This window comes from Enterobacter sp. BIDMC109 (assembly GCF_001037885.1).
Lineage (GTDB): Bacteria > Pseudomonadota > Gammaproteobacteria > Enterobacterales > Enterobacteriaceae > Enterobacter > Enterobacter hormaechei_C.
Genome location: NZ_KQ090002.1, coordinates 2,020,654 through 2,032,862, shown reverse-complemented (window position 1 = coordinate 2,032,862; position 12,209 = coordinate 2,020,654). Strand labels below are relative to the sequence as shown.

Sequence of the window (12,209 nt, the reverse complement as noted above, 5' to 3'; positions counted from 1 at the left end):
TGAACAATATTCACGGGAATTATGGATGAAAAAATCTTAAAGGCATATAACGGCGTGGAGGTTACCTTGTTTTCCACGTAATTAATAATTTTTATTTTGTATTGATTATAATAATTCATTCATGGCATCAATCGTTATTTCTACCGCATCATTTAGTTTGGATTTTACTTAACCCGTAACAATTATATTTTATTCATCCGCCGTCAGAGTGATTTAGCATGGGACAGCTTTCCAGCCCGGAAAGTTCACGAAGTAATAAAAAAATAACTGCAAAGGAATAATCAAAATGCAAAGAAAAGTACTGGCACTGATGATCCCCGCTTTGTTAATGGCTGGCGCCGCTCACGCAGCTGAAATTTATAATAAAGACGGCAATAAACTGGATCTGTATGGCAAAGTAGATGGTCTGCATTATTTCTCTGACGACGCGTCTAAAGATGGCGATCAAACCTATATGCGACTGGGCTTCAAAGGTGAAACCCAAATCAACGACATGATGACCGGCTTCGCACAATGGGAATACAACATTCAGGCAAACAACACCGAAGGTTCTGACAATCAGTCCTGGACGCGTCTGGCCTTCGCGGGTGTGAAGGTGGGCGATTACGGCTCCTTCGATTACGGCCGTAACTATGGCGTCCTGTACGACGTTGAAGGCTGGACCGATATGCTGCCAGAATTTGGTGGCGACTCTTATACTTATGCCGATAACTTTATGACCGGTCGTGCAAACGGCGTGGCTACCTACCGTAACACCGACTTCTTTGGTCTGGTGCAGGGTCTGAACTTCGCGGTGCAGTATCAGGGTAATAATGAAGATGCCAGCAACAATCAGGAAGGCACCAATAACGGCCGCGATGTACGTCATGAGAATGGCGACGGTTATGGTCTGTCCGCGACTTATGATTTTGGCATGGGCTTCAGCGCGGGCGCGGCATATGCGTCATCTGACCGTACCAACGATCAGGAAATGCATACCACTGCGGGTGGTGATAAAGCGGATGCATGGACTGCTGGTCTGAAATACGATGCAAACAACATCTATCTGGCGGCGATGTATTCCGAAACACGTAATATGACGCCTTACGGTGATGCTCATGACGAAAACACCGTGGCAAACAAAACCCAGAACTTCGAAGTCACCGCACAATATCAGTTCGATTTCGGTCTGCGTCCGGCTATTTCCTATTTACAGTCCAAAGGTAAAGACCTGGGCAATGGCCAGGACGATAAAGATCTGGTGAAATACGCTGACGTCGGTGCTACCTACTATTTCAACAAAAACATGTCCACCTATGTTGATTATAAAATCAACCTGCTGGATGAAGATGATTCGTTCTACAAAAACAATGGCATCGGTACGGATGACATTGTAGCGTTAGGTCTGGTTTACCAGTTCTAATCCCGTTAGCCCGCAGCGATCTGCGGGCTAATTTTTATCGCTGTTTCGCCTGTTCTTTGCGGAAAGAGAGATAGCCAAATACTCCGCTGTCGCCATCCATAGGGTGATTAACTCCATCCATTACCACCACTTCCGGGAAGTCGAATGGCGTGACATTTTCCAGACAGGCAACATTCACACCATATTCATTGGGATTGGAACGTCGTTGATGGAACGTGTAAATACCGCAAATCGAACAGAAGAAATGGCGCGCCGTGCCGGTGTTGAAACGGTACTCTGTGAGCGTGTCCGCGCCCTGCGTCACCTTAATGCCCGTCAAAGGCGCTGAAACCACTACCGCCCCACGCATCCTGCAAAACGAGCAGCTACATCGACGTGCGGTATTCAGGCCGTCCGTCAGCTCAACCGTAAATTTCACCGCCCCACAATGACACTGTGCATGACGAATATCAGCCATTGTTATACTCCTTTTCTCACTAACTCAGCCGCTTTTAAAAAGACCTCATCTTCGACACCATCCCCCTTCTGCCTGCCGAGCCTTACCAGCTCAGCGACAATACTTTCACGGTTGATGATCTTCTGGGATGAAACCAGCCCGATAACGGCGGCACCAATCGCCAGCCCAACTAATCCTGTCTGCTCGTCTTTATTTTTCATAGAAGCGCTCCCTTGTCCCCCTCAAAAGCGTAGCAGGAGAAATGTAAAACGCGCTGGTACGCGGGAATGAGATCCGTGCTTTATCTCAGCTGTTCGCCAGGCAAAACAGGAGGGGTGCTGAGCGGTTATCAGACAACGTTGATGAGGACAACATGAATAGCGGTGCGCGTAGAGAGGCCGAATGGGTGTTAAAACCGCCTTCGAAAAGGCGGCAGGTCATTACTCTGGATCTTTATCGCCTGATTCAGGCGCTGAGCCAGGATCATCTTTCGCTTTTCTTCCATCCTTTTCCGGGTTATCCGGGCTGGGATTATAATCAGGATGGTCACCATTAACGGGACGGTCAGTCATTTTCACCTCCGTTTTTACTGCGTAAGCTGTAAGTGTAGACAACCCTTCAGTCTTAACCAAACTTCTCCTGTGGAGCTCATTTGTAAATCGTGCTGGCATTCGGCGCTGCAATCCGTACCATACACGACACACTTTCGCATGCTGGTTTTTACCGGTAGCCGCAAACCCGTCTTTTATCGCTAACCAGATGGGGCACGTAAATGCGCAGATGGTGTATGAAATCTATGCTACATGGATAGAAGAGATGAACACGAAGCTGACGCTTTGAAATCGTTTTCCTCACCCTGTGCCCCATTTGAGATCTGAGTAACGAATAGATGCAACAAAATCAAGAAATTAACAAGAAAGAACAGTACAACCTGAATAAACTGCAAAAGCGACTGCGCCGTAACGTGGGCGAAGCCATTGCAGACTTCAACATGATTGAAGAAGGCGATCGCATCATGGTCTGCCTGTCGGGCGGTAAAGACAGCTACACCATGCTGGAGATCCTGCGCAATCTACAGCAAAGCGCACCGGTGAACTTTTCCCTGGTCGCGGTTAACCTCGATCAGAAACAGCCCGGCTTCCCGGAACATATCCTGCCGGAGTACCTTGAGAACCTGGGCGTTGAGTACAAAATCGTAGAAGAGAATACCTACGGCATTGTTAAAGAGAAGATCCCAGAGGGCAAAACGACCTGCTCGCTCTGCTCACGTTTGCGTCGCGGCATTCTGTACCGCACCGCAACCGAACTGGGCGCCACCAAGATTGCGCTTGGTCATCACCGGGACGACATTCTGCAAACGCTGTTTCTGAATATGTTCTATGGCGGCAAAATGAAGGGAATGCCACCGAAGCTGATGAGCGACGACGGCAAACACATCGTGATCCGCCCACTCGCCTACTGCCGCGAGAAAGACATTGAGCGTTTCTCCCAGGCCAAAGCCTTCCCTATCATTCCGTGCAATCTGTGCGGCTCACAGCCGAACCTGCAACGTCAGGTCATTGGCGACATGCTGCGTGACTGGGATAAACGCTATCCGGGCCGCATCGAAACCATGTTCAGCGCCATGCAGAACGTGGTGCCTTCGCACCTGGCCGACGTTGAACTGTTCGATTTCAAAGGGATTAACCACGGTTCAGAGGTGGTGAATGGCGGGGATCTGGCGTTTGACCGCGAAGAGATCCCGATGCAGCCTGCTGGGTGGCAGCCAGAGGAAGAGGATGCGCAATTCGATGAACTGCGCCTGAACGTGGTAGAAGTCAAGTAACCTGGGAGCGTCTCAGATATCATTTCTGAGACGCGTTTTAAGCTTATTTCAGCAGTCGAACGCGGCAGGTCTTCCCTTTAATCTTCCCGCCCTGCAACTGTTTCCAGGCCTTATGCGCAACCGACTGGCGTACCGCTACGTAGACATGCGCAGGATGGACCGTGATCTTGCCAATATCTGCCCCGTCGAGACCGATATCCCCAGTTAACGCCCCCAGAACGTCACCGGGACGCATTTTGGCCTTTTTACCGCCGTCGATGCACAGGGTGGCCATTTCCGCCGCCAGCGGAGCGATGCTGATATTACCAGGGGTATTCACCCAGTTGAGTTTCAGTTGCAGCATTTCCGCAAGAATATTGGCGCGCTGCGCCTCTTCAGGTGCGCAGAAGCTGATGGCGAGACCACTGTTACCTGCGCGCGCGGTACGCCCGATGCGGTGGACATGCACTTCCGGATCCCATGCCAGTTCGAAATTCACCACCAGCTCAAGCGATTTAATATCCAGGCCACGGGCCGCCACATCCGTTGCAACCAGCACGCGTGCGCTGCCGTTAGCGAAACGCACCAGCGTCTGATCGCGATCGCGCTGTTCCAGATCGCCATGCAGCGATAATGCGCTCTGTCCCGCATCATTCAGGGCATCGCACACCGCCTGACAATCTTTTTTGGTATTACAGAACACCACGCAGGACGCTGGCTGGTGTTGGCTCAGCAATTTTTGTAGCAGTGGAATTTTGCCGTGCTGCGATGTCTCGAAGAACTGCTGCTCAATCGCCGGTAACGCATCGACAGTATCGATTTCAATGGTCAGCGGGTTCTTCTGCACGCGCCCGCTGATCGCCGCTATCGCCTCTGGCCAGGTGGCAGAAAAGAGCAGCGTCTGGCGTGTGGCTGGGGCAAAGCGGATCACTTCGTCAATCGCATCGCTGAAGCCCATATCCAGCATGCGGTCAGCTTCATCCATCACCAGCGTTTGCAGTGCATCGAGTGAAACGGTGCCTTTTTGCAGGTGATCGAGCAGACGGCCCGGCGTTGCCACAATGATATGCGGCGCGTGCTGAAGGGAATCGCGCTGCGCACCGAACGGTTGCCCGCCGCAGAGCGTTAAAATTTTAGTGTTAGGCAAAAAACGCGCCAGACGACGCAGCTCACCCGCGACCTGGTCGGCCAGCTCGCGCGTCGGGCAGAGTATCAGGGACTGGGTCTGAAACAGGGTTGCATCAATGTGTTGTAACAGGCCTAGCCCGAATGCAGCCGTTTTTCCACTGCCGGTTTTCGCCTGCACGCGCACGTCACGGCCTTCAAGGATAGCCGGCAGCGCGGCGGCCTGGACAGGGGTCATAGTGAGGTAGCCCAACTCATTCAGGTTAGTCAGTTGGGCTTCAGGCAGAACGTTCAGCGTGGAAAAAGCGGTCACAATATACTCTCGTGGTAATGATTGCAGTCAGATGGCGCGTATCCTCGCAGATCTGCGCTAACGATGCGACAATTTAATCGGTTCTTCATCGGGCGGCGGATCCGGCATCGGCTGCGGACGTGGGACAGGATCGGGTATCGGCGTCGGATCGGTGGGCACCGGATCGGACTGCCAGGTGTTGAGGCGTTGCAGGGCAAGTAGCATACTCATCTTTTCCTCCAGATTAGGGTGCTTACTCCTAAAGGGTAGACGCAGATAAACAGGAGGCAAAAAAAAGCCGACTATGAAGTCGGCGTCGTACGAATCAATTGTGCTATGCAGTAATTCAAAAAAAGGAAGTAAGACAATATGGAGCGCAACGCCCATCGCTTGACGTTGCATTCACCTGCGGGAGTAATATTGCACCTAACATGGTCGGAGTTTATTGACTTCGCTCAATTAAAATGTCGTTTTGAAGCCGACTCTGCCTCAGAAAAGCGTAAATTTACAGCCATTTACTACGATGCAACCACCATGCAACACCCCCAATCAAAACCACTAACATGACGCAAAACGTGGTGAAGCCATAGTGATATTCACCGCCGGGGATCCCTCCGAGGTTTACGCCAAACAACCCCGTCAGGAAGGTACTCGGTAAAAAGACCATCGCCATCAGCGACATGGTGTACGTTCTCCTGGCTAACGACTCCTGCATCACCTGGGCTATCTCATCCGCCATGACTGCCGTTCTGGCAATACATGAGTCAATCTCGTCCAGTCCACGTCCGAGCCGGTCAGCGATATCCTGCATTCTGCGGCGCTGATCATCGTTCATCCAGCTCATGCGTTCGCTGGCCAGCCGCGCATAAACGTCGCGCTGAGGGGTCATATAGCGGCGCATCACGATGAGCTGCTTACGCAGCAGCGCCAGAAAACCACGTGGGGGGATTTGCTGATCGAGCAGGTTATCTTCCAGATCGATGATTTTATCGTGAAGTTCTTCTATAAACTCGCTGGCATGATCGGTCAGCGCATCACACACATCCACCAGCCAGCTGCCGCAATCCGTAGGTCCGGTGCCCTCTTTCAGATCGTTAATGACGTCATCCAGCGCCAGCACTTTTCTCTGGCGGGTGGAAACAATCAGCCGTTCATCCATATAAACACGCATTGCCACCAACTGATCCGGACGCTCATCCGTACTGCCGTTTATACAACGCAGCGTAATTAACGTCCCCTCACCCATCCGGCTGACGCGGGGTCTGAGACTTTCTCCCGCCAGCGCATCCCGAACGTTGTTGGGCAGTAGCGGCGTGGACGCGAGCCACTCTGCGCTGTCCGGGTGCGTGTAGTTGAGGTGCAGCCAGCATGGATGTTCGCTGTCGATGTGATCCTGATCTTCAAGCGGCCTTGCGCCGCCTTGTCCATCAAACACCCATGCAAAAACTGCGTCAGGTACGTTAACCTCAGACCCTTTAATGCTCTCCACAGCGCCTCCACCGTTTTATCTCTTTCGGTGTCAGTCTAGCTTTCGCCGAGGGTTAAGCAATAATTATGTGAGGCATCGTCCTGAATACGTTCAGGAATTCACCGCCCATTCGCGGCTTTTTAATGCATTATCAGTCTGGAACTCATTTTCCAGACGGAAATTACGTGTTCGTGTCTGGAGCTCAATCACCTGATTGCGCAGCACATCTGACGACCCATTGAGTTCCTCAACCATCGACACGTTGCTCTGCGTTACGCGTTCAAGCTCTGACAATGCCTGCGTAATTTGTGAAATACCTTTTTCCTGTTCTGATGTTGAGGCGGATATTTCATCCATCAGTCTGCTCACATTGCCCGAACCGGTAACAATGTCATGCATGTTTTTTTCGGCTTCAGAGACCACGTTAACGCCCTGCGTCACGTTATGGCTGGTAACTTCAATCAGTGACTTAATATTTTTTGCCGCTTCGGCGCTACGATGCGCCAGGCTTCTCACCTCACCCGCGACCACAGAAAACCCTTTACCATGGTCGCCCGCTCTTGCCGCTTCAACGGCGGCGTTAAGCGCCAGAATATTGGTCTGAAAAGCGATACCGTCAATCAGCGAGATAATCTCTGTCATTTGCTGGGCGCAGTCGGTAATCGACTGCATATTGTTCGCGACCTGCCCCATTAATTCTCCGCCTTTACGCGCCTGTAACGTCGCGATATTCGCCTGCTCGCTGGCTAAACGGGTATTGTCGGCATTATTTTTTGTACTTGCAGCCATCTCTTCCATGCTTGCTGCCGTTTGCACCAGCGAAGCTGACTGCTGTTCTGTTTTGACGGAAAGCTGCGCGCTGCGTGAAGAGAGTTGATCTGACAGGGTCATCGCGGTTTGCGAGGAGGCGCGGATCTCACGAACCAGCGTTGCAATGTTGCTGGAGAGACTGTTAATCCCCGGGATCAGTCGTCCCGCACAGTTGTTGCCAAATTCAGGTATCGACACGCCAAGTTTGCCTGACGTCACTTCTTCAATGCTTTTTTTCACCGTATTGATCGGCATCACAAGATATTTGGTCATGTACGCCCAGAGTAAAAATAAGGCGATGAATTGTACAATTATGACTGCAATAAAAAGCGAAGAATTCCGTGAAAATAGCGCTATAACTCCATCACTTACCAAAAATACACATAAAAGGAAATAGACAATGAACGTTCTGACACTAATATTTCTTAGCATACGTTTTCCTGGGACATTATATTTTGGTTGGCATTAAGGGTTATAGCATTGCCATACGAATTTGTCCTCACGTTCGTCGCTGGTTTGTTGTTTTGCAGTTTGATTTGCGCAGTTTTACTTAAGGCGGACAAAAAGCATGTTTTACGCTAAATGTCTGGCTTGTCGTTTGGTTGCTGATACCCCTTCAAAAATGGCAATTATATATTTAAGGAGGGGTACTGTAGGGCGCCGTTGTTTAGTGGTGCTTAATAAATTAACGTAGTTAATACGCGCCCTCCCGTTAGAGTGGCTTACGTTCAGGCCAGACAGTCGATAGTCTGGAAAAAACAGTCCTCATTCATGAGAATATTCTCTTTTGCACTTTGATGCCCGCGACGAATATACCAGCCTGTATCAGGCGCCATGCTTAAATGGAATATACTCGCCCCCGACAGACTATCGGGGACATTAATACTCATCGTCACACACCCCTTCTCCGGCCCCCTGATCACCTGTTCTGGCATAATGGTGACGCTGCGATCCCCATTTTGCAAAATGATCGTCGTAATGGCATAACGACATATACCGCTACTGAGGCTGTAGCCAACCGTACTTAAATCGGTGATATGTTTTTTAGATAAAAATATTTCAATACCAGAACCTTCAAACCATGTAATGATTTGCTGCGCAAGATCCTCCATCCTCTCACAAAACGCCCTGACTTCGGCCTCAGCCGTATTAACATAGATTGGTTTGTCCCCGATATTCTGTTGCACTTTCTTAAAAAAACGCTCTCTTGCTGACATGACAACTCCGTGTTTTTCGCCAGTCTCATTATTCTTTTTGGTGCTTCAGCAGGGCATAGCTGGCAATCAACTGCTGAAGATGCTGTTCGGTCTGGTTTAGCTGCGCTGCTGACAGGGGTTGCCCGGCAGGTAAAATGGAAAGCAGACGAAGCTGCTCCTCAAGCGGAACGGTATGGCTGAAGGACTGCGACATGGCAAACACGGCTGATTTCAGTTCGCTGACCGTCATGTACTTCCCCTTCTGTTCATCCAGCGCGTTTAGCCTGTTCGTCAACTGCTGTAACTGCGTCATTCCCTGATGCCAGCCATTCAGCTCTGACTCTGCAAGTCCGGCAACGCTAATCTGCTTGTGCCACTGTTGCGCCAGGGGTTTGGCCTCTTCAGGCCACAGCGTCAGCGCCTGCTGCACCAGATGGTCGCCGTAGCTTACTGCCCAGTCTGGTTTCAGGTATAAAAGCTGCGCTAACAGCTGCTGTGTCTTGCTGATCCCCGGTTCAGGTGGCGGTGACGTTTGTTGCAGCGCCTGCAACTGTGCTGTAGAGAGTCCTTCAGGTAAAGGAGTCAGGGACGCGGCCAGCTGAGTTTGTACTGAATCTGGCGCATGCATCGTCTGCCATCCCACTGCGACGATGCTGGCAGCCACCAGCATGAACAACATACCCGCAGCAAATGGCTTCCACTGCTTCGCGGGTACCCGTGTTCTTAATCAGCAGTTTACCCGGACCACCAATCTCAACATTTCCGCCGTTGATTTTGATATAGCCGCCTCCGCATATCAGTGTCAGCTCGTCCTGTGCCGTGTTCATATCCTCCGAGGCCTGACGGTAGTTGTAGTCGCAGGTGCTGACCTCCTTCTGTACCACGTTATGGTGGCACTCCATATCCCACACCGAGTCCACCCCCTGTGAGTGCTGCCCTGACGGCGGCACCGACGGCAGAGTCAGGCCTTTCTCATACCCCTGCTGGCTGTCGTAAAACTCCACCACGTCGATGTTCAGTCGCGTGTCGGTGGTGAAGCGGAACCAGATACCGACCTCGCCCAGCAGGCGGGTGATAAAGTGCAGGTCGTCCTCAGCGTACTGCATCACCTGCTCACGGCGCGGATACTCTTTACTCAGTGAGAACAGGAAGTCCTGGCCGCGCATGCCGTGGCGCTCGCGCAGGATTTTCTCCACAATCTGCGGGACGGACATATCCTGGTAGACGGCGTTCTGGTGCGAGCGGCTGAGCAGGGCCAGACGCGGCTCAAGCGTCACTGCGTAACGGGTTTCATCCTTTGAGGTACCCAGACGTTCAAAACCCGTGACCACGCCCTGAATCACCCGCACCGGCTGCTGTATTTTGATGCCGTAACCCTGGTCAACCGGGGCCTGAAGCGTCAGGGAAGCCGCTTTCATCAGCATCATCTCTTTGCTGATGGCATGGTCCGCGCTGGTGAATTCAGTACGGTAGCTGAACGGTGTGCTCAGGGCTTCATCACCCTCAAACGCCAGTACATCAAGCTCTGCATCGCAGCCCTTCACCGACAGCAGGTGATGGCTGTGGCTGAATCGTAAGGGAAGATTACTGCTCATGCATGCTCACCTTCTGTCCGGTCAAACTCGAGCACTATGCCCTCTTCCTCATCCCAGCCCAGCGTCAGGGTATGCGGCTTCTGCCTCGCTGCCATATGCATCAGCAGCTGCTGGCTCAGCACAGGCAGAATCTGCTGGTTCAGCAGGCTGTCGATATTGCGCGCACCGGTATCCGGCAGCAGGCAGGCGGCAGTCAGTGCGTCGTACAGGCTTTCGCTGATATGGGTAGTCATACCGTAGTGACGGTTGAGGCGTCTGCTCACCTGATTCAGCTTCATCTCCACAATGGTACGCATCGCTGCCTTTGCCAACGGACGGTAAATCACCGTCTGGAAGCGCGCCAGCAGCGCGGGCTGGAAGTGGTCCCGCAGGACAGGACGCAGCAGTTCATGCAGGTCCGGCTCTGTCGCCTCCGGCTGCTCCTCCAGCATCTGCATGATGAGGTCGCTGCCGAGGTTGGAGGTCATCAGAATCACCGTGTTACGGAAGTCAATTTCCCGCCCCTCGCCGTCGCGCATGAAGCCTCGGTCAAACACCTGATATCCTTAATTGCAGCGACCTCTTCCATCGAATCTTTCAGGAAGAATTTCGGACCGACAGAGCCAATAAACGGCATATGTGCGGCAGCTGACACTTTAGAGATGTTGCGCAGCAGCGCCACATCCTGCGGGCTGGCGTCAAATTCATAGGATGAAATCACGGAGCCAATCGGCTCGCCGCCCGGGGTGTCGTATTCGGCGGTATAGGTGTGCCAGTAGAGGCCGCTCTGGATAAGTTCCGGCGCGTCTTCAAAGTCCTGACGCAGATCTTCTTTCGACACATCCAGAATTTCGGTTTTCACATTCTGGCGGTAGTCGGTGCTGTCCACCAGCTGCTTCAGGCCGCGCCACAGGGACTCCACCTTCTGGAACTCCTGGTGATGCATTACGGCATCCAGCTGACGGCTGATCTGGAAATCCAGCTCAGCGATATGGTGGTCAATCAGCGTTTTGTCGAGCTTCTCCACCGGCTGACCGGATTTGCGGATGCAGTCCATAAACACCTGCATCGCCGCCGTCAGGCGTTCACCCGCCGGAGCGTCAGAAAGCGCGGCGTCATCCAGAAACGCATTGATATCCCCCAGGCTGGAGGCCGGGGTCAGGTTGATTTTTTCAAACAGGGAGGCGTAAACGCCCTCTTTTTCCAGTACGGTGGTCTGCCCCTGCGCGGAGGCGGTTTCAGTATTCACAGACATCAGCATATTCCCGGTTAATCCATTAAATTACACATGCCGCTTATTTCGGGGCCAGTGCACTCATTTCGTCGCGTAATTCCTGAGACAGCGCCGGGTCTTTAAGAATTTTCTCGAGTTCTTTTCTGAAAGTGGCGTTATCAAGGAGATTGGATTTGAGGTCGCGTAATAAATTACGCATGGCCAGCATGGCGCGGAGCTGGGGGATCTGGCGGGCAACCTGTTCAGGTTCGAAATCCTTAATATCGGAGAAATTCAGTTTTATGCTTTCTTCCGAACCATCCCCGGCCATTGTGTTAGGAACCGTCAGATTCACTTCCGGGTTAAATTCCGAAAGTACGCTGTTGAAGTTATTTTTATTGACGTTAATTTTCTCCCTTTCCGATAATGGGCGATTCTCTTTTCCATTACTGAAATCACCGACGGTGAGGAGTTTAAGCGGCAGTTCGATTTTCTTCTGCGCGCCACCTGTATGCAGAGCCAGCTTTAAGTTTATGCGTGCCTTGGGCACCTCATTCTGGAATGAATCGGCAATAGCAGTCCCTTTCTTTAAAAGAAATAAATGTTAAGTGAGTGACGTTTCTTTACAAAACCATATTAGAGCAAAAGCCCATTTAAAATCAACTTTCCAGATCAAAGATCTACAATTAGACTTTTCTTAAGAATATTCCACTAAATCATTGTACTCATAAATGCCATAGATACATGATACACAGTAAAAATTAACTATTTATTCACATTAATTTGGCAGAAATGACTGCTTTGATTGGAAATATTGAACTTATTGTTCCATGAGGTTGAATAATTGATTTACATCAATGCATTTATTAACGCGTCCCGTAACAGTGCA

At 51.3% G+C, this 12,209-nt stretch carries 12 protein-coding genes and 4 pseudogenes; 3 read left to right on the top strand and 13 right to left on the bottom strand.

From position 1 onward, the window contains the following. Positions 1–286: 286 nt before the first annotated feature. Positions 287–1,402, top strand: a complete 1,116-nt coding sequence (gene ompC / locus SK62_RS09680) for a porin OmpC (RefSeq protein WP_045339863.1) — start codon at positions 287–289, stop codon at positions 1,400–1,402. Between the two features lie 34 nt (positions 1,403–1,436). On the opposite strand, the gene SK62_RS09675 is transcribed toward ompC, so the two are convergent. From SK62_RS09675 to SK62_RS23175, 3 genes are all read right to left on the bottom strand, one after another. Next, positions 1,437–1,859, bottom strand: a complete 423-nt coding sequence (locus SK62_RS09675) for a GFA family protein (RefSeq protein WP_032648425.1) — start codon at positions 1,857–1,859, stop codon at positions 1,437–1,439. 2 nt (positions 1,860–1,861) lie between these two features. Next, complete coding sequence (locus tag SK62_RS09670) at positions 1,862–2,059, bottom strand: hypothetical protein (protein WP_000790642.1); 198 nt, start codon at positions 2,057–2,059, stop codon at positions 1,862–1,864. A 219-nt stretch (positions 2,060–2,278) separates the two neighbouring features. After that, complete coding sequence (locus SK62_RS23175) at positions 2,279–2,410, bottom strand: hypothetical protein (RefSeq protein WP_255248861.1); 132 nt, start codon at positions 2,408–2,410, stop codon at positions 2,279–2,281. Positions 2,411–2,480: 70 nt separating this feature from the next. Here SK62_RS23175 and SK62_RS22225 point away from each other — a divergent pair. Together SK62_RS22225 and ttcA are read left to right on the top strand one after the other, a co-directional pair. Then, a pseudogene (locus SK62_RS22225) lies at positions 2,481–2,678 on the top strand (tyrosine-type recombinase/integrase); the annotation flags it as partial. Between the two features lie 49 nt (positions 2,679–2,727). Beyond that, positions 2,728–3,663, top strand: coding sequence for a tRNA 2-thiocytidine(32) synthetase TtcA (ttcA, locus tag SK62_RS09660; RefSeq protein WP_001186974.1), 936 nt, complete (start codon positions 2,728–2,730; stop codon positions 3,661–3,663). Between the two features lie 43 nt (positions 3,664–3,706). Here the strand turns inward: ttcA and dbpA are convergent, their stop codons facing one another. The 10 genes and pseudogenes from dbpA to tssB form a co-directional block, all read right to left on the bottom strand. Then, positions 3,707–5,080, bottom strand: a complete 1,374-nt coding sequence (dbpA, locus tag SK62_RS09655) for an ATP-dependent RNA helicase DbpA (RefSeq protein ID WP_017382257.1) — start codon at positions 5,078–5,080, stop codon at positions 3,707–3,709. Positions 5,081–5,137: 57 nt separating this feature from the next. Beyond that, positions 5,138–5,284, bottom strand: coding sequence for a proline-rich small protein YnaL (locus SK62_RS22870; RefSeq protein WP_275427718.1), 147 nt, complete (start codon positions 5,282–5,284; stop codon positions 5,138–5,140). Between the two features lie 280 nt (positions 5,285–5,564). Next, positions 5,565–6,548 carry a zinc transporter ZntB gene (zntB, locus tag SK62_RS09650; protein WP_017382256.1) on the bottom strand — a complete coding sequence of 328 codons (984 nt, stop codon included), beginning with the start codon at positions 6,546–6,548 and terminating at the stop codon, positions 5,565–5,567. A gap of 90 nt (positions 6,549–6,638) precedes the next feature. Continuing rightward, a complete protein-coding gene (locus SK62_RS09645) occupies positions 6,639–7,769 on the bottom strand; it encodes a methyl-accepting chemotaxis protein (RefSeq protein WP_080338043.1) in 1,131 nt (376 codons plus the stop codon). Positions 7,770–8,065: 296 nt separating this feature from the next. Then, on the bottom strand, positions 8,066–8,554 hold the full coding sequence (locus SK62_RS09640; RefSeq protein WP_039270655.1) for a hypothetical protein: 489 nt from the start codon (positions 8,552–8,554) through the stop codon (positions 8,066–8,068). Positions 8,555–8,582: 28 nt separating this feature from the next. Further along, positions 8,583–9,161, bottom strand: coding sequence for a VasL domain-containing protein (locus SK62_RS09635; protein ID WP_181008178.1), 579 nt, complete (start codon positions 9,159–9,161; stop codon positions 8,583–8,585). Between the two features lie 181 nt (positions 9,162–9,342). Then, a pseudogene (locus SK62_RS09630) lies at positions 9,343–10,128 on the bottom strand (type VI secretion system Vgr family protein); the annotation flags it as partial. Then, positions 10,125–10,670 (bottom strand): annotated as a pseudogene (locus SK62_RS22665) (AAA family ATPase); the annotation flags it as partial. The pseudogenes SK62_RS09630 and SK62_RS22665, both read right to left, overlap by 4 nt. Beyond that, positions 10,667–11,368: pseudogene (locus SK62_RS09625) on the bottom strand (type VI secretion system contractile sheath domain-containing protein); the annotation flags it as partial. The pseudogenes SK62_RS09625 and SK62_RS22665, both read right to left, overlap by 4 nt. 34 nt (positions 11,369–11,402) lie before the next feature. Then, on the bottom strand, positions 11,403–11,894 hold the full coding sequence (gene tssB, locus SK62_RS09620) for a type VI secretion system contractile sheath small subunit (protein WP_003856899.1): 492 nt from the start codon (positions 11,892–11,894) through the stop codon (positions 11,403–11,405). Between the last annotated feature and the right edge of the window lie 315 nt (positions 11,895–12,209).